The 21,352-nt window shown below is 60.4% G+C and carries 21 protein-coding genes; 3 read left to right on the top strand and 18 right to left on the bottom strand.

Features of this window, described 5'->3' with window-relative positions; all coding sequences use genetic code 11:
• Positions 1 to 16 precede the first annotated feature (16 nt).
• The 8 genes from ACE3OO_RS15385 to ACE3OO_RS15350 form a co-directional block, all read right to left on the bottom strand.
• Positions 17 to 1,252 (bottom strand): ABC transporter substrate-binding protein, encoded by a 1,236-nt coding sequence (locus ACE3OO_RS15385; protein ID WP_374304315.1) that lies wholly within the window; start codon positions 1,250 to 1,252, stop codon positions 17 to 19.
• Positions 1,249 to 2,088 carry a GntR family transcriptional regulator gene (locus ACE3OO_RS15380; protein WP_374304314.1) on the bottom strand — a complete coding sequence of 280 codons (840 nt, stop codon included), beginning with the start codon at positions 2,086 to 2,088 and terminating at the stop codon, positions 1,249 to 1,251. Before ACE3OO_RS15380 ends, ACE3OO_RS15385 begins: the two co-directional genes overlap by 4 nt.
• Positions 2,089 to 2,244: 156 nt before the next feature.
• The gene (locus tag ACE3OO_RS15375; RefSeq protein WP_374304313.1) at positions 2,245 to 2,904 is read right to left on the bottom strand and encodes an ABC transporter ATP-binding protein; all 660 of its coding nucleotides are present in this window, start codon (positions 2,902 to 2,904) and stop codon (positions 2,245 to 2,247) included.
• Positions 2,905 to 2,944: 40 nt separating this feature from the next.
• The gene (locus ACE3OO_RS15370; protein WP_374304312.1) at positions 2,945 to 4,711 is read right to left on the bottom strand and encodes an ATP-binding cassette domain-containing protein; all 1,767 of its coding nucleotides are present in this window, start codon (positions 4,709 to 4,711) and stop codon (positions 2,945 to 2,947) included.
• A 4-nt stretch (positions 4,712 to 4,715) separates the two neighbouring features.
• On the bottom strand, positions 4,716 to 5,573 hold the full coding sequence (locus ACE3OO_RS15365) for a branched-chain amino acid ABC transporter permease (protein ID WP_374304311.1): 858 nt from the start codon (positions 5,571 to 5,573) through the stop codon (positions 4,716 to 4,718).
• A 10-nt stretch (positions 5,574 to 5,583) separates the two neighbouring features.
• Complete coding sequence (locus ACE3OO_RS15360) at positions 5,584 to 6,789, bottom strand: amino acid ABC transporter substrate-binding protein (protein WP_374304310.1); 1,206 nt, start codon at positions 6,787 to 6,789, stop codon at positions 5,584 to 5,586.
• 35 nt (positions 6,790 to 6,824) lie between these two features.
• Positions 6,825 to 7,679 (bottom strand): fumarylacetoacetate hydrolase family protein, encoded by an 855-nt coding sequence (locus tag ACE3OO_RS15355; RefSeq protein ID WP_374304309.1) that lies wholly within the window; start codon positions 7,677 to 7,679, stop codon positions 6,825 to 6,827.
• A gap of 33 nt (positions 7,680 to 7,712) precedes the next feature.
• Entirely contained in the window at positions 7,713 to 8,675 is a 963-nt protein-coding gene (locus tag ACE3OO_RS15350) for a VOC family protein (protein ID WP_374304308.1), read from the bottom strand.
• 109 nt (positions 8,676 to 8,784) lie between these two features.
• Here ACE3OO_RS15350 and ACE3OO_RS15345 point away from each other — a divergent pair, with 109 nt between their 5' ends.
• Together ACE3OO_RS15345 and ACE3OO_RS15340 are read left to right on the top strand one after the other, a co-directional pair.
• The gene (locus ACE3OO_RS15345; protein WP_374304307.1) at positions 8,785 to 9,498 is read left to right on the top strand and encodes a GntR family transcriptional regulator; all 714 of its coding nucleotides are present in this window, start codon (positions 8,785 to 8,787) and stop codon (positions 9,496 to 9,498) included.
• Between the two features lie 16 nt (positions 9,499 to 9,514).
• Positions 9,515 to 10,102, top strand: coding sequence for a malonic semialdehyde reductase (locus ACE3OO_RS15340; RefSeq protein ID WP_374304306.1), 588 nt, complete (start codon positions 9,515 to 9,517; stop codon positions 10,100 to 10,102).
• Between the two features lie 5 nt (positions 10,103 to 10,107).
• Here the strand turns inward: ACE3OO_RS15340 and ACE3OO_RS15335 are convergent, their stop codons facing one another.
• The 6 genes from ACE3OO_RS15335 to ACE3OO_RS15310 form a co-directional block, all read right to left on the bottom strand.
• Complete coding sequence (locus ACE3OO_RS15335) at positions 10,108 to 10,896, bottom strand: SDR family NAD(P)-dependent oxidoreductase (RefSeq protein ID WP_374304305.1); 789 nt, start codon at positions 10,894 to 10,896, stop codon at positions 10,108 to 10,110.
• A 145-nt stretch (positions 10,897 to 11,041) separates the two neighbouring features.
• Positions 11,042 to 12,007: an ABC transporter ATP-binding protein gene (locus tag ACE3OO_RS15330; protein WP_374304304.1), complete on the bottom strand. Its 966-nt coding sequence runs from the start codon at positions 12,005 to 12,007 to the stop codon at positions 11,042 to 11,044.
• Positions 12,008 to 12,024: 17 nt separating this feature from the next.
• Complete coding sequence (locus ACE3OO_RS15325) at positions 12,025 to 13,083, bottom strand: ABC transporter ATP-binding protein (RefSeq protein ID WP_374304303.1); 1,059 nt, start codon at positions 13,081 to 13,083, stop codon at positions 12,025 to 12,027.
• A 10-nt stretch (positions 13,084 to 13,093) separates the two neighbouring features.
• Positions 13,094 to 13,987, bottom strand: coding sequence for an ABC transporter permease (locus ACE3OO_RS15320; RefSeq protein WP_374304302.1), 894 nt, complete (start codon positions 13,985 to 13,987; stop codon positions 13,094 to 13,096).
• A 1-nt stretch (position 13,988) separates the two neighbouring features.
• Positions 13,989 to 14,942: an ABC transporter permease gene (locus ACE3OO_RS15315; RefSeq protein ID WP_374304301.1), complete on the bottom strand. Its 954-nt coding sequence runs from the start codon at positions 14,940 to 14,942 to the stop codon at positions 13,989 to 13,991.
• 58 nt (positions 14,943 to 15,000) lie between these two features.
• Positions 15,001 to 16,611 (bottom strand): ABC transporter substrate-binding protein, encoded by a 1,611-nt coding sequence (locus ACE3OO_RS15310; RefSeq protein ID WP_374304300.1) that lies wholly within the window; start codon positions 16,609 to 16,611, stop codon positions 15,001 to 15,003.
• 229 nt (positions 16,612 to 16,840) lie between these two features.
• Here ACE3OO_RS15310 and ACE3OO_RS15305 point away from each other — a divergent pair, with 229 nt between their 5' ends.
• Complete coding sequence (locus tag ACE3OO_RS15305) at positions 16,841 to 17,578, top strand: aspartate/glutamate racemase family protein (protein WP_374304299.1); 738 nt, start codon at positions 16,841 to 16,843, stop codon at positions 17,576 to 17,578.
• On the opposite strand, the gene ACE3OO_RS15300 is transcribed toward ACE3OO_RS15305, so the two are convergent.
• From ACE3OO_RS15300 to ACE3OO_RS15285, 4 genes are read right to left on the bottom strand one after another with little or no spacing between them, the layout of a single operon-like run.
• Entirely contained in the window at positions 17,575 to 18,990 is a 1,416-nt protein-coding gene (locus ACE3OO_RS15300) for an amidase (protein WP_374304298.1), read from the bottom strand. The genes ACE3OO_RS15305 and ACE3OO_RS15300 overlap by 4 nt on opposite strands.
• Positions 18,987 to 19,199, bottom strand: a complete 213-nt coding sequence (locus ACE3OO_RS15295; protein ID WP_374304297.1) for a hypothetical protein — start codon at positions 19,197 to 19,199, stop codon at positions 18,987 to 18,989. The genes ACE3OO_RS15300 and ACE3OO_RS15295 overlap by 4 nt, the downstream gene beginning before the upstream one ends.
• Complete coding sequence (locus tag ACE3OO_RS15290; protein ID WP_374304296.1) at positions 19,196 to 20,173, bottom strand: N-carbamoyl-D-amino-acid hydrolase; 978 nt, start codon at positions 20,171 to 20,173, stop codon at positions 19,196 to 19,198. The genes ACE3OO_RS15295 and ACE3OO_RS15290 overlap by 4 nt, the downstream gene beginning before the upstream one ends.
• Positions 20,133 to 21,344, bottom strand: a complete 1,212-nt coding sequence (locus tag ACE3OO_RS15285) for a diaminopropionate ammonia-lyase (RefSeq protein WP_374304295.1) — start codon at positions 21,342 to 21,344, stop codon at positions 20,133 to 20,135. The genes ACE3OO_RS15290 and ACE3OO_RS15285 overlap by 41 nt, the downstream gene beginning before the upstream one ends.
• Between the last annotated feature and the right edge of the window lie 8 nt (positions 21,345 to 21,352).

Here is a 21,352-nt window from a genome sequence, read left to right as displayed (position 1 = left end):
TCCCGCCGCCTGGGGATCAGGCCTTCGGTGCCGGGAATACCGGTTTGGCGTTGGCGAATTCCTTCGGGAAGATCACCTTGATGTCCTTGCCGAGAACCTGCGTATTGACAGGGGCGGCACCGACATTCTGACCGTTGACGAATTTGGTCGGTCCATAGGGCATGAAGTGGTTGCCCCAGCCCGAGGCCGCCAGCGCCTGAGTAACCGCGCCGCGATCAGCCGAAGCCGCACGCTCCAAGGCATCGGCCAGCAAGCGCACGCATTCGTGGTTGAGGAAGACCTCGTAGGAGAAGAAGGCCTTCTCGGCTTCAACCTTCTTCTTCAGCTCCAGCGCCACCGGATTGCGCGGATCGAACCAATGGTTGCAATCCATGATAAATTCGGCCGCATCGGGGAATTCCTGCACAAAGCGATACTGCGAAGCCGCACCGCCCAACACGGCATAGATGGCCTTCGGGCGGATCTTCTGCTGCCGCAGGGTGCGCGCGAGCAGCACGAATTCATTGTAGTAGTTGGACGGAATCAACAGGTCTGGGTTGCGCCCCTTGATCTTGAGCGCGATGTTATTGAAATCGCGTGTCGGGTTAGCATGCGGGATGGTCTCCAGCACCTCGAAGCCCATGCCCGGCAGTTTCTCGTTCAGCGTCTTGGCCATACCGGCGCCGAAAGCCGATTCCTCGTGCACGATCATCACGGTCTTGGCCGGCTTGCCGGCCTGGTTATTCAACGCGACGAGGTTCTCGATGGCACTGTCGACGATCTTGCCGAGGCCCGGGCCGAAGCGGAAGGTGTTGGTCAGGCCGCGGGTGACGACCTGGTCAACCACGCCGACATCGACGATATGCGGGATGCCATGCTTGGCCGCCGCCTGGGTAGTGGCAAGCGCAATGCCCGAGGCAAAGGGACCGACGATGGCCGTGGCGCCGGCTTCGTTCAGCTTCTCGACCTCGGCCGCGCCAACATCGGGCTTGGACTGCGCATCGGCATAGATCGGCTCCAGCTTGGCTCCGCCCATCGAGGCGATGCCGCCATTGGCATTGATGGTGTCGATCGCCAGCTTGGCGCCCAGGCGGCATTGCTGCCCCGACGGCGCCAGCGGACCGGTCACCGGATGCAGAATGCCAACCTTGATGGTTTTGGGCTGGGCTTTGAGAATAGCGGGGAAACCACCGATGCCAGCAGCGGCGGTAACAGCCGTGCCCGCCAGGAAGCGGCGGCGGGATACGCGGAATCCAGTCTTACCATTCGTCATTTTCTTTTCTCCCTGCGGATGGAACGTGGCGACCTCTTTCCCCCTGCCGCCGGCGCCACGCGGGCCGACCAGGTGTTTTGTTCCTCGCCGCGCACGCGATCGAGGCTCATACGGAACTGGTAACGATCCGGCCGATACAGGCCGACGATGTATTCCACCGGGCGGCCGGCACCGTCCTGGACCACGCGACTGATCCGCAGCAGGGGCGCACCAACGACCGTTTTCAGCAGCGGTGCCACGCGCGCATCGGCCAGTGTGGATGAAATGGTCTGTTCAGCGCCGCCGATGGTAACGCCTGACTGCTCGAGCAAAGCGAGTAGCGGCTGATGCGCCAACTCCTTACGCGAGAATTTGCGGCCAATATCAGCCGGCACATAGGTCGTAAGATACGAAAATGGCCCGATATCGAGCGAACGCACACGCACGGCGCGCTGCACTTCCTCGCCCGCCTTGATCTGCAGGGCCGCCGCCACATCCGGCGGCGCCGGCTCATAGCCGAATTCCAACAGATTCACCTGCGTTTTCAGCCCCATGGCCAGCAGGTTTTCCAGCAGACCCTCCACGCCGGCACGGATGGGCGGCGGCTCGCTGCGGGCTGCGACATGGGTACCTCGACCACGGCCACGGGTGACCAGTCCTTCTGCGGCCAGTTCGGCCAGGGCGCGCCGCGCCGTGATACGGGAGACATTGAACTGCCGGCTCAGTTCCTCCTCTCCCGGCACCAACGCGCCCGGCAACAATTTGCCCTCTGCGATCTGGCTGCGCAGGATCAGGAAAATCTGGTGATAGAGCGGCATTGGCATCCGCTCGTTCAGCATCGTGGCATCGCCGCGCATGTTTCCCGCCGCTCCTTCCTATTGTTATACTAATAAGACATTTGAAGAGACGTCAATCGCTGAATCCACGGGAATCGTGAAGATTCCGCCGCCACAAATTTGGGCAGCAATTGCTGCCAATACATGCAGGACGTTAGGGAAACCGCGCTGTTCGTGTCAGTCCAGACCGAGATAGGCCTTGCGGATTTCCGGGCGTCGCATCAAGTCATGCGCCGGGCCATCCATAACGATACGCCCCTCTTCCAGCACATAGGCGCGAGTCGCGATATCCATGGCCATGCTGACATTCTGTTCGACCAGCAGCACCGACAGGCCATCAGCATTGATGCGGCGAATGGCATCGAACATGTCCATTACGATGGACGGCGCGAGGCCAAGCGAGGGCTCATCAAGCAGCAGCAGCTTTGGGCGGGCCATCAACGCGCGGCCGATAGCCACCATCTGTTGCTGCCCACCTGAAAGCGAGCCAGCAGGCATAGGCAGTTTCTGCCGCACGGCGGGAAACAGCTCGCAAACCTGCTCCAGTGTCTCACGGCGATGCATCTTCGCCGCCGGCAGAAAACTACCCAGTTCGAGATTCTCCAACACCGTCATTTCGGTGAAAAGACGCCGGCTTTCTGGCACGATGGCAATGCCGGCTTCGCAGAATTTATGCGGCGCCAAACGCGTCACATCCACTCCACAGAAGTCAATACTGCCGCCCGCAGCGCGGTTGAGCCCGGCAATCGTATTGATCAGCGTGGTCTTGCCGGCCCCATTGGGACCTACAACGCAAATGAGTTCGCCGGCATCTACATGGATGCTGACATCCCACAAGGCCGGTGCGGCACCATAGGCAACCTTAAGATTGCGTATCTCAAGCATGGGCTTTTCCGAGATAAGCGGCCTTCACGGCCTCTTCATTCATCACGGCGACCGCATCGCCTTGGGCGATCAACGCGCCATGATTCAGCACAACAATCCGATCAGTCAGCGCCATCACCGCACGCATCACATGCTCGACGAATACGATGGTCGTCCCGCGATCACGAATCCGCTGAATCATTTCGATGGCTTCGTTGATCTCACTGGGCGTAAGGCCTGACAGCACCTCATCCAACAACAGCAGCTTGGGCCGCGCGGCCAATGCGCGCGCCAGTTCGAGGAACTTGCGTTGATGCAGGTTCAGGTCGTCGGGCAGTGCATGAGCGCGATGGGCCAGCCCGGCAAATTCAATAAAGGTCTGGGATTCGCGCAACGCCTCGGCGCGCCCCATCCCCTGTCCGCCAAACATTCCCACCATGGCAACATTCTCCAGCACCGTCATATGACTGAAGGGCCGCGGAATCTGATAGGTGCGGGCGATGCCGGCCCGGGCGAAACGATGCGCATCCTGCCCGGCCAGGCTCTGGCCCTCGAACAAAATCTCACCAGCGGTGGGTTTGTAATGGCCGCTCACCACGTTGATAAAAGTCGATTTGCCCGATCCGTTAGGGCCGATCAGCCCCAGGATCTCTCCCTTGTAGACATCGAGCGTCACATCGTTCAGCGCCTTCACGCCGCTGAATGCCTTCGACAGCCCCCGTACCTGCAGCAGAGGTTCGCGCGCCGCCTGACGCCTGGCCGGCAAATGCACGACCGGCGCAGATTCTGCGGCATGGCTCGATGAAGTATCCGCGATCTTCTCGGCGGCAGCACGAATGCGCTGGTTATGCCGCCAGCCCGATACCAGGCCAAGAACACCTGCCGGCATAAACAGGATCACAACCACCAGGACGAAACCCACGGCGGCGCGACCAAGGACGGCAGTATCGCCCGAGGTAAAGAAATACAGCAGGCAGGTGATCAACACGGCACCAACGGCCGGGCCGATCCAGTGCCGGCTGCCGCCCAGGATGCTCATCAACACCACGCTGAGCGGGACAGTGATCGAAAATGTCTCGGATACCGTGACATAGGAAATAAAGACGGCATGGATGCCGCCAGCCAGACCGGCCAGACCGCAGGAGATCGCCAAAGCATAGAGTTTGAAGCGATAGGTCGGGACCCCCATCACCTCCGCGACATCCTCATCGTCATGAATGGCAAACAGGCCAGTGCCAAACTTGGAAGCATAAATCCAGTAGGAGACAAAGATGGCCGACGTGCAGGCGATCAGCCCCAGCATGTAGATCGACGAGGATTGCGACGGCCCCAGCCTGGGAATATCGACGCCAATCAGATAAATGCCCGGCCCGCCATCAATTGGCGTGTTGAGGATAATCGTGGCGAGCACGAAGGTCACCGCGAGGGTCAGCAATGCGAAGAGTTCTCCACGCACACTGGCAACCCGGAACACCACGGCGCCAAGCGCCAAGCCTAGTACGGCCGCCACTAAAATCGCCGCCGGAATGGTGGCCAGAAACGGCCAACCGATGCTGCCGGCCAGATAGGCGGTGGCGTAGATGCCGGCGCCAAAGAAGGCGCCATGCCCGAAAGAGAAGTAGCCGGTATAACCAGAGAGAATATTCCACGAGACAGCCAGGATCACCCAATGGAACAGGAGATAAAGGAAGGACTCATAGAAAGTCGGCGCGCCCAGCCAGGGCAGGAAAGCGAGAACAACACCCGTTCCCAGGATACCAAAAGCGATTTTAGGATTCACGGTCTTAGGCCTTCCCCGGGCGGAACAGCAGCATGAGTATCAGCAGCGAGAAGGAAACAATGGGCGCCCATGATGGCGAAAACAGCACCATCGCGATCGCCTCGCTGACACCGATGATGATGCCGGCAACCAACGGGCCGATCGCACTGCCCAGCCCGCCCAGCATGACCGCAGCGAACACCACCCCAACCCATGAGAAGATCTGCGTCGGGGTCAATGTGAAGGTAAGCGCAAAGCACACGCCGGCCACCGAGGCCAGTGCCACGCAAGCGCCCGACAACAGCAGAGACAGCAGACGCTGATTGATGCCGAAGGCGGCCGCAATCGGTCCATCTTCGGCCATGGCCCGCATTGCCTTCCCCAGGTCGGTGAAGCGCATGGCTGCCCAGAAGGCAAACGCAAAGAAGATTGCCAGCAGCAGGGTCAGCAATTCCGGAACCGGAACGAACAGGCCTACCACCTTGAACTTTTCTTCTCCGTAACTGGATTGCAGTTTTCGGAAATCGGCCGTCCAGATGTACTGGATCAGGCTTTCGATCATCACCGTGATGCCAAATGTAACCAGCAGGGAGTTGAACGGCGAGATGTGAAACCGCGACAACACCCACTGCATCGTCATGCCGATGCCAAAGAAGATTGGCGGCAGAACCAGTAGCATCAACAGCGGATCGACACCCCAGACCGTAGCCAGATGGTAACTGATATAAGCCGACAGGAAGACAAAGCCGAAATGGGCCAGGTTAATCTGCCGCAACAGGCCCCACGACAACCCCAAGCCCAAACCAATCAGGCCGTACATCCCGCCAATGAAGAAGCCGGAAAGGATGGATTGCGAGAGAAGGTTCAGGCTTGGGAGCGTCATATCCGCACTCTTACTGCATTTTCAGCGTGGCGCCGGGCGCGGCCCAATCCTTCGGCCACACGGTCACCCAGTTGCCACCCTGCACCTGTTTGATACGCATCAGATCATCGCCAAAGTTATTGCCGCGATCGAAGCGTAAAACGCCCTGGATGGTCGGTACCTGATTGGCCTTCAGCCAATCGGCCAATTTGCGATCGTCCAGGCTTTTGGTCGCGGTGACCGCGGCCTCCAGCAGCTGCCAGGCCGTGAAGGAAGCCGCCGCCTGCACTTCAACCTTGGTGTAGGGGAAGCCAGCCGCCTTGGCGCGTTCGTTGTAGGTGGCGACGAATTTCGCCGCGACCGGGTTGTTGGTATAGGGCGCATGCTCCTCAAAAATGGTAACCGAGAGGGCGTTCTTGCCTTCCGGAGCCGTCGCCATCGGACCTGGTGCCGGATAGAGATGGAAATGAAGCGGCGGCTCATAATCGAGCTTCTTCATCGCCTCCAGCAGCATGTTGCCCTCCAGGCCGATGTCGCCGACGAAAACGAGGTCAGGCTTGGCATCTTTCACGCGCGCGGCGATCGGACCAAAGTCGCGATTGCCGAATTCCCACTCCAGGAACAGGACTTCCTGCAGACCGCGCTTCTTCGCCACTTCACGGGCCCCAAGCGACATGAAATGCACCGAGGGGAATTTCGAGGTGACGACCGCGATTGTCTTGGGCGGCTTGGGCGATGCAGCCAGAGCATCGAACAGAGTGTTGGATACCGTGGTGCCTGGATCCGGACCGAGCGACCAGGCCGGGAAATGCATGTCGTATTTCGCCAGCGATGGAATGCCAAACGTATGGTGGATCAGCATCTTGTTGTAACGCTGAGCCACCCCCATGGCCGAAAGAATCGCTCCAGTGGCATACGGCCCCATCAGCAGATCGACCTTGTCGGAGGTGACAAGCTGCTCATAGAGCGTGCGGGCCACGTCTGGCTTGGACTGATCGTCCTTGACGATCCACTCCACCTTGCGGCCCAGAAGACCGCCGCGATTGTTGATATCCTCGACATAGATGTCGCCGACCAGCTTATGCACCAGCGCGGTGGCCGAAAGCGGACCGGTCAGGGCCAGCGTGCTGCCGATGCGGATGGGATTGGACTGCTGCGATTGAGCCGACCCTGTTATCAGACCAAGGCTGGCAACCGCCATCGCCGCGATTGCGGCGAAGCGCTTCAAGCTTTTCATATGTTTCCTCCCTCAGCTGTGTTCTTGTGAACGCGTCACTCGTTCTTGATGGTGTTGCGCAGAACGCCCACCTTTTCGACCTCCACTTCGATGATATCGCCCTGCTTCATGAATACTTGCGGCTTGCGGGCAAAACCCACGCCGGCAGGCGTGCCCGAGATAATCACATCTCCGGGCTGAAGCGCGAAAATTTCCGAACAGGTGCTAACCAGGGTAGGCACATCAAAGATCATGTCTTTGGTATTGGCATACTGCATAATCTGACCATTCAGCTTGGCCTTGATCTGCAGGCCAACCGCTCCGGCCGGCAGTTCATCAGCCGTTACCAGCTCAGGGCCGAAAGACGCGGTGGCATCGAAATTCTTGCCGATCATCCACTGATGCGACTTGAACTGATAATCGCGGATCGATCCGTCGTTGAACAGCGAATACCCGACGACATGCTCAAGCGCCTTGTCCTTCGAAATATAACGGCCGGCCTTGCCGATGATGACGGCCAGCTCCGCTTCGTAGTCAAACTGATCCGAGACCCTGGGCTTGATCAGCGGCTGGTTATGCGCAACCCAGGATGAGGGGAAGCGGTGGAACAGAACCGGATATTTCGGCGCATCCTTGTAGGGGCTCTCAGCCGCATGGTCGATGTAGTTCAGGCCAACCGCGATGGCCTTTGAAGGATTGAGCACCGGCGGCAACAGCGTAGCCTGTGCAAAGGGCGTGGTCTCGCCCCCTTTTGTCGCCGCGGTCTGTGCCTTGCGCAGGCCATCAGACCCCATCGCCAGCAAGGCATCGACGCTGTCGGGCAATCCGGCCGAAGTAAGGTCAATGATCACATCGCCATTGCGGGCACCCAGGGCACGCTTGCCCGCCTTCATATAATTCAGCAATCGCATTGGGAGAGGGTCCTCTTACGGTTATCGCGGATATCAGCCCGCCTTGCGGGTTGCGGTTTCATGATTGGTAACGAAGTCTTCCGGTGCAGTCGGCCCCCAGAGATAGAACGAATCCTCCGGAGGATGGTCCTGGGCCGGCCAGTCAGTATCAACTCCGACAAAATCGATATCGTAGGAATATTCGGTGAAGCTGCCCCACGGATCGCGCTGGTAGTAGAAGTAATTCGAACCCAGCACATGGCGGCCGACACCCCAGCCGTATCTGTAACCCTTGTTCAGCATCTGCTCCATGCCGAGGCCAACCTCGTCGATGCCACGCACCACCCAACTGGTGTGATGCAGGCCCGGCCCATCTGATTTGGCGAAAGCCAGCAGGTGATGATCACTGGAATGCACGCCGTGCATGAAGGCGATACCCTCCCCGGACTGATCCGACAGCCGCATCCCGAGGGCTTCTTTGTAGAATTTCAGCGAACGCGGCACATCCGAGCAGAACAGCAAGGCATGGGTGAGGCGAACCGGCTTCACCGGCTGCATCGCGCGGCGATTGATGCCGATGTCGATGCCAATGGGGTTTTTCATGTTGAGCGGGCCAAAAGCCTCGCCCTTCTCATTGGGCGAGGATTTCTCGGCCACGACGATCTGCAGTGTGATGCCATCGGGATCGCGCAGCCAGAAGCCCTGTTCATCCACAAGCGGATGCGGATCAACCGCCTTCACCCCCATCTTTTCCAGATGCCGGCGCAACGGTTCGTAATCCTCGGCATAAACGCCAAGCGCAAGATATTCGAGCTGCTTGGGCTTGCCGCTTTCGTAGATCGATCCCCAGCGATGGGGGTGGCCGAAGGTATAGAGATCGAGGCGGTTGCCGATCTGGCGCACATCAAGGCCAAAATCGGTGAAATAGGTCTTGGCCACGCCGAGATCTGGCACGCTGAACACGAATCGATCGAGAGAATGGATCGCGGTCACGCCGGACCGCTTCGGGTCGGTCATCTCTTGTTTCCTCCGCTTTGCCCCGAGCCGGCACGGCCTTGTCAGGGTCTGATCTTTTTTGTATTTTCCTCTTACACATAGATTAAACCTCTAGCAATATATTTTTCGCATGAAAATAATCCACAGCCCAGACACCACCACTCCCGACACCGTGCCGCCGGAAGCGAATGCCGGTACCAAATCCCATCGTGCCTATGCGCAGATCCGTGCCGATATCCTGACCTGCAGATTGATGCCCGGAACAAAGCTGAGCATCGCCGCCCTGGCTAGCGAATTGGATGTCAGCCTTGGCGCGGTCCGCGAGGCGCTTTCGATGCTGCAATCCGAGGCATTGGTGGTTTCCGAGCCGCAGCGCGGCTACACGGTCAGCCCAGTTTCTCCCAAGGAACTGGCTGATATCACCGAGGCGCGCATCGCCATCGAAACGCTTTGCCTGCGCACGTCGATCGAACGGGGCGACCTTGCGTGGGAAAGCAGGCTGGTCGCTGCCTGGCACCGCCTTTCACGCCTGAGCCAGTCTGACGCCGGCAAGGAACAGCATTTAAGCGAGGTGTGGTCGCGGGCTCATGCCGACTTTCACGCCGAGCTGGTCGGCGCCTGCGGTAATGACTGGCTGCTGCGTATGCGTGCGATGCTGTATGAGCAGAGCGAACGCTACCGCCGCATGTCGGTCCCCTTACAAACCGAGGAACGGGATGTGCCCGCGGAACACAAGGCGATATTCGACGCTGTGATGGACCGCGATATCCCACGCGCGGTGAACGCGCTGGAGAATCATTTGCGCAAGACCGCCAGTATCGTTCGCACTTCCGTAGCCCTCTAACATCAGAAGCAACGCCATGACCCGGATCGCAGCCGACGCGCTGAAACAGATTTTCTTCGATGCCCGCACCCAGAATGGCTGGCAGGACAAACCTGTCTCCGACGACCTTCTGCGCGAGATATACGACATCCTGAAGATGGGGCCGACCTCGATGAACACCCAGCCGATGCGACTGGTGTTCTTGCGGACAAAAGAAGCGAAACAACGCCTGGCGCCTGCCCTCTCCCCCACTAATCTCGACAAGACCATGGCAGCCCCGGTGACCGCCATCGTGGCGCGCGACATCAAATTCTACGAATACATGCCGGAAATCTGGCACAAACCTGAAGCGCGCGAGACTTTTGCCAATAATGCGCCGCTGGCCCAGGCCACCGCCCAACGCAATGCCACGCTGCAGGGCGCCTATTTGATCATTGCCGCCCGGGCGCTGGGGCTGGATTGTGGCCCGATGAGTGGATTCGACGCGACCAAGGTGAATGCTGAATTCTTCCCCGACGGCCGCTGTCAGGTCGATTTCCTGTGCAACCTGGGTTACGGCGATCCGTCGAAACTGTTCGGCCGCCAGCCGCGCCACCCTTTCGAGCGCGCCTGCCAGCTCCTGTAATCCGCCTAGCTATTTTTCCGCTGCCCACGCAGCGTCGGCAGGCCGATACCGGTGGAATCGAATCCACCGTCGACCGCGATCACCTGGCCAGTGATATAGCCGGACTGGTCCCCGCACAGGAAACAGATCGCGTTTGCCAGTTCGGTTTCAAGCCCGTACCGGTTAAGGGGGATGTGATCGTGATAGTCGGCACGAATCTCAGGCGTGTGCACCGCCTTGGCCATGGCAGTGTCGACCGGACCGGGCGCCACCGCATTCACGCGGATACCGTATTCGCCCAGTTCGGCCGCCTGCTGCTTGGTCAGATGCGCCAAGCCTGCCTTGCTGGTGCCATAGGCAACCCGCAATGTTGAAGCGCGCAGGCCGGAAATCGAGGTGACATTGACAATGGCCCCGCCGCCCTGGTCCCGCATCAATGGCGCAACGGCCTGGGTCATCAGGAACGGCCCAGTAAGGTTGGTCGCTATCACTCTGCTCCAATCTTCCAGCGTCACCTCCAGGATCGGCTTGAAAATGGCGATGCCGGCATTGTTGACCAGCGCGTCGACGCGGCCAAACCGCGCCTGTGTCTGGCGCACGGCGGCGGCAACCCTGGCCGGATCGGAGACATCGGCCACCACGGCCAGAGCGCGTTCGGGCTGATCGAGCGTGGCCGTTGCCGCGTGCAGGGTGTCGCCCAGAATATCCAGCATGGCGACACGCCAGCCCTGCTCAAGGAACTTTGTTGCCGTTGCCAGGCCCAGGCCACGGGCCGCTCCAGTCACCAACGCGACCTTGTCCTTATGACCACTCATTGCCCATCCGCTCCCCAGCGCCAGTTTGTTTCTGTTTATGCGGCCAAGCCTAGCCTGCTGACCGGGCGGCAAGCCATAGCCCGCCGGCCTATTTTATCAACTCGGCGAATGGATTCGGGTTTCCCGGCGGAAATGCTGTCTGTCTTTACGCGTCCATGCTCTCTGCCAGCAGGCACCGCATCCAGTGACTCGCGGAAATCTGCTGCATATCGGGCTGCGCTGCATTGCAGGCCGGCACCGTGTGACGGCAACGCGGGGCAAAGGCACAGCCCGGCGGCAGATCGGAGAGGTCGGGTGGCGCACCTGGAATGGCGTCCAGGCGCGCATTGTTCATGGCGCCATGGGCGCGCGAGGCCAGCAATCCCTGGGTATAGGGATGGCGCGGGTTGCGGATAATATCGCGTACCGGTCCGGCCTCAACGATTCGACCGGCATACATCACGGCCACGCGGTCGGCCACCTCGACAGCCACGCCAATATCATGCGTGACCAGAATCACGGTAAGTCCCAACTCGCGCTGCAATTCACGCAGCAGCAGCAGTATCTGAATCTGCACCGTGGCATCCAGCGCCGTGGTCGGCTCATCGGCCAGCAGGATGGTTGGATTGCAGGCCAGGGCAAGAGCAATCATGGCGCGCTGGCGCATGCCGCCTGACATTTCATGCGGAAAAGCCTGCAGCCGGCGTTCAGGCGACGGGATGCGCACTTTCTGCAACAAGGCCAAGGCGCGAGCTTGCGCCGCGGCGGTGGTCACTTTCTCATGACGACGGATCGTTTCGACAATCTGCTCGCCCACGGTATAGACCGGATCGAGCGCCAGCAGTGGCTCCTGGAAGATCATCGATACTGCCTTGCCGCGAAAGTCAGCCAGCGCTCGCCCTGACAGCGCCATCACATCCTGCCCGACTGCCACGATTCGGCCATCGATTTTGGTGCGCTTTTCCGGGTGCAGACGCAGCAGCGAACGCAGCGTTACGCTTTTGCCCGAACCGGATTCGCCCAATAGCGCCAGAACCTCGCCGCGCTGCACCGACAGCGAAACACCATTCACGGCATGCACGGGCCTTCGCCCGCCGGTGAAGGTGACGGTCAGGTCACGAATGTCGATCATCGACGCCGCCTCCTGCATCAGACCATCTCCAATGCGGGTACTGCGGATGGATGACCGGAACCCGCCTGACGCATCAGGCAGGCAACCTTTTGTCCGGTATCGACATCGGCCAAGGTCGGTTCGATCTCGCTGCAAATCGGCGCGGTTAAGGCGCAACGGGTATGGAAACGGCAGCCCGGCGGCGGATTGATCGGATTGGGCGGATCGCCATACAAAGGTGCCGTTTCAGTACGTGCATCAGGATCCATCGCCGGCATGGAGTTCAACAAGGCGGCGGTATAGGGGTGGCTCGGCTGCTCGAACACCTGTTGTGCCGAACCGATCTCGGCCACTTTGCCCAGATACATCACCATTACGCGGTCGGCCATGAACCGAACCACATTGAGGTCATGCGAGATGAAGATATAAGTGAGGCCGAAAGCGTCTTTCAGATCGAGCAGCAGATTCAGCACCTGAGCCTCGACCGACTTGTCGAGCGCGGATACCGCCTCATCCAGGATTACCAGCCGGGGCTCCAGCGCCAGCGCCCGGGCGATATTGATACGCTGGCGCTGGCCACCCGATAGTTCATGCGGATAGCGGCCGGCGAAACGATGCGGCTCCAACCCGACCCGGGCCAAAAGATCGTGAGCCCTGCCAAGCGCTTCTCGACGCGGCACGCCATGCACGCGTGGCGCAAAAGCAATCGATTCTTCAATGGTTAGGCGCGGATTAAGCGAGGCATAGCTATCTTGGAACACCATCTGCGTCTGCCGGCGATAATCCGGCAGCGGCAAGTCGCGACCAACGCTTTCGCCGTCAAAAACGATCTCGCCGTGATCTGGCGGGATCAGGTGCATCAGAAGCCGTGCCGTGGTGGACTTGCCGCAACCGGATTCGCCGACGATACCAAGCGTCTCACCTTTCAATAGATCGAAATTCACTCCGTCCACTGCGCGGACTACGGTTTTACCCCGGCCCAACAGGCCCTTGTTGACCGGAAAATGCTTGATCAGGCCACTCACCGACAAAAGTGGTTGGCGCGGGCCTCCGCGGTCACGCGGGTCGTGAAACGCATCATGCGATGCCTCGGTCATCCCGCCCTCCTCAAGTCCGCACGTCCATGGCCGTCCGCAGGCCATCGGAGAACAGGTTGAAGGAAATCGAGGTGATGAAAATCATCACACCAGGCAGGGCCGCGACGAGGGGGTTGACGTAGATCGCCGTGCGCAGGGTATTGAGCATCAGGCCCCATTCCGGCTCGGGCGGCCGCACGCCCAAGCCAAGGAAACTGAGACCAGAGGCCAGGATCATCGACACTGAAATCAGACTGGTAGCGTAGACGAAGATCGGACTGAGCACGTTGCCCAAAACATGTACCCGTACGATGGTGAAGCCGCCGGCGCCACTCGCTCGCGCCGCTTCGACGTAATCGCGATTCCGTACCTGGGTGGTGACACTCTCGGCCACACGGGTAATCGGCGGAATAAACACAATGGTAAGCGAAACCAGCGCATTGGTCAGCCCGGCTCCCAATGCACCAGACAAGGCCACGGCCAGCAATACCGAAGGGAAAGCGTAGAAAACATCGATGGTGCGCATGATGGCGGTATTGACCGCGCCGCCAACATAGCCGGCAAAAACCCCGAGCGCCGAGCCGAAGGCAAACGCCATCAATACCGGCGTGACGCCCATGAATAGCGACAGCCTTGCGCCATAGATCAGCCGTGAGAGCATATCCCGCCCCAGTTCGTCAGCCCCGAGCGGAAAGCCTGGGGTGCCGATCGGGCGCAGCCGGCGCAGCATGGACCCCTTGATCGGATCGGCCGGCGCCAGATAAGGCGCAAAAACAGCCATCAGCAGAAGCGCAATAATGATCGCCAGCGCCACCATGGCGACTGGATCGCGGCTCAGTCGACGCACCACACTGCGCCAGTACCCCTCCGAAACCCGGATCGGCGCGGGGATAGTCGCCCTGCTCTCCATTGCACCCAGCGCCATGTCAGTTCCGCTGGATACGCGGATCGAGTGTTGTCTGCAACACATCGACCAACAGGTTGAGCAACACGAAGAACATCGCCAGCACCAGGATTGTGCCCTGCAGCAGGGGCAAGTCGCGCTGGAAGATCGCCAGGTTGAGCAGGAAGCCGGTTCCCGGCCAGGCGAAAACGGTCTCGATCAGTATCGAACCGCCAAGCAGATAGCCGAGTTGCAGACCCATCACAGCCAGGGCAGTAGGCGCGGTGTTCTTCACCACATGGGTAAAAATGCCGCGCGTAGTCAGTCCCTTGGCTGCCAGTGCCTGCACAAAATCCTGCGAAAGTATCTCGGCCACCAGAGCGCGGATCGTGCGGGCAATTACCCCCATCGGAATCACCGACATGGTGATGGCAGGCAGGATCAGGTGGCGAATATGAACCCAGTCCCAAGTCCATTCGGCCGAACCGCCAGGACCGGCACCCGTGGATGGCAGCCAGTTGAGTTGCACGGAGAATATGATGACCAGCACCATTCCGAGCCAGTAATGCGGCACGCTGACGCCCAGAACCGAGAGTGCGGAGGCAATGCGGTCCATGGCCGAACCGCGGTAATAGCCGGCGACGAAACCAAAAAGACAGCCGAAGAAAAAACCGATCATCGTGGCCAGTGCGGCCAGCATCAGGGTATTGCCTACCGCACGGGAGACTTCGGTCAGCACGGCGCGACCACTGGCGATCGAAGTGCCAAGGTCACCGGTCACGATCTTGCCCAGCCAGATCACATACTGGACAGGCAACGGCTTGTCGAAGCCATAGATCGCCCGCATCTGGGCCTGCAACTCGGCCGAAGCGTCCACCGGCAGCACCGCCGTAAGTGGATCGCCTGGCGTAAGATGCACCAGCAGGAAGCATACGATGCTGACGCCGAAGGCGACGGGCAGCACATAGAGCAGGCGCTTGAGGGCGTAAATCAGCATGACTGGCCTGACCGGAGGAATGGCCGGCCCCGAAAACCGGGGCCAGCCGGATATACGCTTACTTGGTCATCGTGATCGGCGAGAAATCCTGGAACCAGTTCTGTGCCTGGACAAACCCCTTCACCTTGGCAGTCATGGCTCGCGGATTGACGTCATGCGTGATCATCAGGAACAGAGCATCGTCTACATACTTCTCGTGGATCTTCTGCATCACCTTGGTCTGCGCTGATGCATCGAAGGTGGTGCGCACCTCGTCGAACAGCTTATCCATCTCAGGGTCGCAGTAATGGCCCCAGTTGGTGCCCGCCGGCGGCGCCAGATTGCACTGCAGGTGACGGATCACCCCGGTGAAGGGATCCTGGATGAAATAGCTGTAATTCATCGCGGTACCGCCACGCGAGCTTTCATGCTTCGAGCCGGCACGCCAGATGTTGATCAGGGTATTCCACTCGACAACTTCGAAATCGACCTGCAGGCCGATCTCGGCCAGATTCTGCTGGACGAACTCGTTCATCGGCAGCGGCAGCATCTGGCCCGAACCCGAGGGCGAGATCAGCACCTTGGTTTTCAGGGGTTTGTCGGGGCCGTAGCCGGCTTCCTTCATCAGCTTTTTCGCTTCGGCCGGATCGTATTTCACCTTGAAGCCGGGATTGCCGAACCATTGATGGCCTGGCGGGAAAAAGCCGGTTGCCGGAATCATCATCCCGCTCAGCAGTTCCTTCATGCCTTCGCGATCGACCGCCAGATTAGCGGCCTTGCGTACGCGGATATCATTCCACGGAGAACCTTCGGCACGTGAAAGATGCCAGGTCCAGTTATGCGGGTAGGCATTGGTGACAATGGTGAAACCACTGTTCTTGAGGGAAGCAATTGTGTCGGGCGCCGGAGCCTCGATCCAGTCGACCTGCCCCGAGCGCAGTGCGGCAACACGTGCATTCGGCTCTGGCAGGGGCAGCAGTACCATCTTGTCCAGTTTCGGCACGCGTGCCTTGTCCCAATAGTCAGGGTTCGGCACCAGCTCAGCCCGCTCGCGCGGCACGAAGGCAGCTAGCTTCCACGGGCCGGTGCCAGACGGTGTCTTGGCGAATTCATCCCAACTCTTCAGCTTTTCCCACTGTGCCTTGGAGGAAAACATAATCCAGGCCAGCTGGTAGGGTAGCGTGGCATCTGGAGATTTGGTGATAATCTCCAGTGTGTATTTGTCCACCGCCTTGTAGCTGGCAACGGCTGGAATGCGCGAACGGCCCTGAGCCGACTGGCGTGGATCGAATTGCGGCGCGTCCTTGTTCAGGAGCTTCTCAAAATTCCAAACCGCGACTTCAGCCGTCCATTCACTGCCATCGTGAAACTTCACCCCTTCACGCAGATTGAATATCCACTTGGTCTTGTCGGAGGAATCGACGCTCCAATTTTTTGCCAGACCGGGGGTCAGATCAGACGGCCTGTCGGCTTTGCTGAGGTCCCAGTTGATCAGCGAATCATAGATCGTGTAGCCCATGAAGCGCATGCCCTCGCCGCCATTGTCGGTCTGGCCGGTGGTCAACGGGATGTCGGAAGCCGTCATGCCGATGCGCAAAGTGCCCTGGGCCAACGCGGCGCCAGCGCTCAGGCTCAAGGCAGCGGCGGTCAGCAGCGAAAGCAATTTGGGGGAGGTCGTCTCGAAAGCCATGTCTTCACCCTGTTTTTGACGTTGCCTCAGACAACGCAAGGTCTGTGCCAGCCGCTAAGTGGATGGATTCCATGTGGGCAAACAAAACATCCCGGCTATTTGCCTGTTGAAAGGCAGGATTGCCCGCGTTTTATGCAAATAGCGCTTGAGATGCACACAATCCCGTATCTGGCGATGAGCCCGATTGCGTCCTGCAACAGAATCGATCAGTAAGGTATAAAGGGTACGGATGCCTATGCGCCTGCTGCTGCTCAATGCCAACACCAGCACCGAGATGACCCAGCGGGTCGTTGCCGCCGCACGGCAGGTCGCCCGGCCGGATACGCAGATCACCGGCGTTACCGGTCGATTCGGCGCTGACGTGATCGCCAGCCGCAGCGCCTATGCCATTGCCGGCCATGCCGCCCTGGATGCCTATGCTGAATATGGCGGCACAGCAGACGCCATCGTGCTGGCATGCTTCGGCGATCCGGGTTTGCAAGCCCTGCAGGAAGTAGCGGGTGTTCCGGTATTCGGGATGGCCGAGGCGGGTTGCCGCCGCGCGGCGCAGATGGCGCGGCGCTTCTCCATCATTACCGGCGGTGCAGCCTGGGGGCCGATGCTGACTGAATATGTCAACCTCATCGGCCTTGGGCAGCAGCTTGCCAGCGTGCGCACGCTTGCCAGCAATGGCGGCCAGATTGCAGCGGACCCCGCCGCCGCAGAGTCCGGCATCCTCATCGCCTGCAAGGCCGCGATCGAGGAGGATGGCGCTGAACTGGTGATCCTCGGTGGCGCCGGCATGGTCGGTATGGTCGAACGCGTTGCCGGCCGCCTCCCCGTACCGGTCATTGACGGCCTGACGCCGGCAATCCAGTTCGCCGAGACAGCATATCAAGAACGACACAACACATCGGCACAGCCGGTGGCAATGACCACCCACGGCCTATCGCCTGCCCTGACGAAACTCCTGGCGCGCGAAAGTTAGGCTGGTACGCGTTCGTAGTGGCGGGTCATCGCCTCGTAGGCGCCGGCCAGGCGATATAGCATTTCCTCGTCAAAGGGCTGACCGATCAATTGGAACCCAACCGGCAGGCCACCCCGTACAAAGCCGGCTGGCACCGTCAGACCAGGCAGGCCGAGATAATTGATCGGCCGAGTCAGGCGCGTGAGCGTGGCGATAACCTTGCCTGCCTCTGGTTTTCCGGCCACGTCGGTTTCGGCAATGGTTGGCGCGGGGCGGTCAGCCACGGGGGCGAAAATCGCATCGGCTCCGTTCATTGCTGCCAGGAAAGCGGCCACGGCTTCGCTGCGCCAGCGTTGCGCATCGATGTAATCCACCGCGCTGAGTGCCAGACCGTTCTCCAACCGGGCGCGCACCTGGTCGCTGTATAGATTCGGCCGTGTGCGCAGCCAGTTGCCATGCAAAGCTGTGGCTTCGGCCGAAACAAGAATATTGGCCGCCGCCGTGATCGGCGCCATGTCGGGTGGCGCCATCTCGACGATCTTCACACCGAGCTTGGCAAAGACCTTCAGTGCCTGCTCCAGGCATTCGGCGCTGGGCTTATTCAGCTTGTCCCAGAAATAACGGCGGGGCACTGCCAGCTTCAGGCCACGCACCGCACCCGAACGCACGGCGGCGACATAACGGCCAACCGGACGGTCGCTGGCGGTGGGGTCGCGCGGATCGGCGCCGGCCAGTAACTCGAGCAACAATGCATTATCGTCAACCCGCGTGGTCATCGGCCCCACCGTGTCGAGCGAGTAACTTAAGGGCATGGCCGCGGCGCGACTGACGCGACCCCAGGTCGGCTTCATGCCCACCAGGCCGCAGTAATGCGACGGCTGGCGGATCGAGCCGCCAGTATCGGAACCCAACGCGCCGAACACCATGCGTGCCGCAACCGCCGCCGCCGACCCACTGGAGGAGCCACCCGTGATACGGTCGGTATTCCAGGGATTGCGGGCATGACCGTAGTGGTAATTGTGGCCGGTCGGGCCGAAAGCGAATTCGGCCATATTAAGCCGGCCCAGATCGAGCGCGCCAACCGCATCCAGCCGCTGAAGGGCGGTCGCCGTATCTTCCGCCTTCCAGTGCCGGCGGATCGCCGAGCCGCAACTCGTCTCGCGGCCGGCGCGGTAATACATATCCTTGTGCGCCAGCGGAACGCCGGCCAGCTTACCCAGTTTCGCACCGCGCTTACGCGCACGGTCCACGGCCTTGGCTGCTTTCAGCGCTGCGTCCGCTTCCAGCTTGATGAAAGCGTTCACGCGCGGTTGCCAGTCGGCGATGCGTGCCAGACAGGCCTCGGTAAGCGCCTGGGCCGATATCCGGCCTTGTGCCACGGCCCGTGCAGCTTCGATCAAGCCCAGTGTGGCAGGATTCACGGTCTTGCTCATCGCCCCGCCTCCTTCTTGCCTGTTGCGACAGAAAACAGGCCCGGCTCACGCTCGAATGCCAATTTGCGCGCAATCTGGCGGAATACCGCCACGCCTGGCCCGAGCGTGGCACTGATGGTTTCCGGCCGACCTGACCGCAGCGCAACGTCAGCTTCGGCAAACATGGCCGCGACCAGCGGGGGCGGCAGGGCAGTCTTGTCTGTCTTCATGGCGGTGGCTCGGCTCCCTTGCGCTCGACGATCAGGCCATAATGCTGCGGCATACGGTGCACTGCAAAGTTGAAAGTGGTGCTTTTGTAGCTAGCGCAGGCATCAAGATCACAACAGGCCACGGCCATTTCGTCGCCATCTCCGCGTGTCGCCGCCACAGTGACGCCCGATGGCGCTATGATCTGGCTGCCGCCGATCATCGGTACGCCCTCTTCGTTGCCGGCCTTGGCCACGCCAATCACCCAGCAGCCATTCTGGTAGGCGCCTGCCTGCATCACAAGCTGGTTATGGAACAGCGACAGGTCGTCATGATCCGGCGCGGGCGGGTTATGCACTGGCGTATTGTACCCGAGCAGAATCATCTCGGCGCCCTGCAGGCCCATGACGCGATAGGTTTCTGGCCAACGGCGGTCATTACAAATTGCCATGCCAAGGACGCCGCCAAACCCCCGCCACACCTTGAAGCCGGTATCGCTGAGATCGAAATACCGCTTTTCCAGATGCTGGAAACGGCGCGCGGGATCGTGTTCTCGATGACCGGGCAGATGCACCTTGCGATATTTGCCGATCAACTGCCCGTCTTTGCCAACCAGGATGGATGTGTTGAAATGCTGACCCTCGGGTGTCAGTTCGGCGTAACCGATATAAAAGCCCAGACTGAGCCGTTTTGCTTCATTGAATAACGGCTGCGTCTCCGGGCCCGGCATACTGCGCTCGAAAAAACTGTCGATCTCGATCTGGTTGGTCATGTACCAGCGTGGAAAGAAAGTGGTGAGCGCGAGTTCTGGAAACACCACCAGATCGCAGCCCATGCGCCGGGCCTCGCGCAAATGCGCGATCAATCGCTCTACAACATGAGAACGGCTATCGTTGCGGGCAATAGGGCCGAGCTGAGCAGCGGCGATTGTGACAAGGCGGGCCATCGCATGCTCCTCAGCCGGCTGGCGCCACGGCCGATGGCGGGCGGCCGACAATACGCTCATAGAGTTCGGGGTCGGTGGCCCCTTCGGTGCCAAAAACCAGCAACCGGGACTGCCGCCCAAGCCCAAGCCGTTGCGCCATTGCCGGATCGGCCAGCGCCGCCAATGCGCCGGCCAGGCCGGCCACGGCGGATTCGCCCGCCACTATCGGCGGATCGCCAGGCCTTGGGAGTGCGAGTTGTCGCATCGTTGCCACGGCCAGATCATCGTCGATCGCCATGAAAGCATCCGCGCCGCTCTGTAAGATCGGCCAGGCGATTTCTGAAACCTCGCCGCAGGCCAAGCCTGCCATCATGGTATCAAGATCGCCCTCGACTGCAACGCGGTACCCCGCTTCGGCGCTGCGCCGCAGGCAATCGGCCCGATCAGGCTCCACCACCACGAAGGTCGGGCGATCCTCGCCAAAACTTTCCCATAGATAGGCAAGCACCGACGCAGCCAGGCCGCCAACTCCGCCTTGCACGAAGACATGAGTCGGCGGCTGCGGCATCTGGGCCAGCGCCTCGGCCACCATGATCGAATATCCCTGCATCACATCGCGCGGCACATCGCGATATCCGGAATAGGATGTATCAGAGACCACGAAACGACCGAGCCGTTCGGCATCAGCCTGAGCCCGTCGCACGGAATCGTCGTAATTGCCCGACGCCCGCACCACCTCGGCACCATAAGCGGCGATGGCGGCCCGGCGACCTTCGGAAACCAGGGTGTGGATGTAGATGACGCAGCCACAGCCAAACAGCGACGCGCCCCACGCTACCGAGCGACCGTGATTGCCATCGGTAGCGCAGGTGACCGTGATACCGCACACCAGATCAGCATAACGCCCGGACAGGACATCACTGCTGGTGACCTGCTCCGGGGTTTGGCCGGTTTTCATGGCGATCTGCTTCTGCAGCAGCCGAAAAACGGCATAGGCTCCACCCAATGCCTTGAAGCTGCCTAGGCCAAAGCGGCCACCCTCATCCTTATACTGGATGCCCGCCAGACCGTGAGCGGCAGCCAGCGCAGGCAAGCCCCGCAACGGCGTGACGGCGAAACCCGGCCAAGTCTTGATTTCGGCTGCCGCCTGTCGTTGCGCCGCAAGCGACTGGATCACCCGCAGATCGTCGGAATAGTCAGCGGCGTGACTGGCAAAACGGTTCAGGGTCAGTTGAATCGACATGAAGCTCT

It is taken from the genome of Ferrovibrio sp. (assembly GCF_041906005.1).
Classification (GTDB): Bacteria; Pseudomonadota; Alphaproteobacteria; order Ferrovibrionales; family Ferrovibrionaceae; genus Ferrovibrio.
This window is presented reverse-complemented; position numbering and strand designations above follow the sequence as displayed.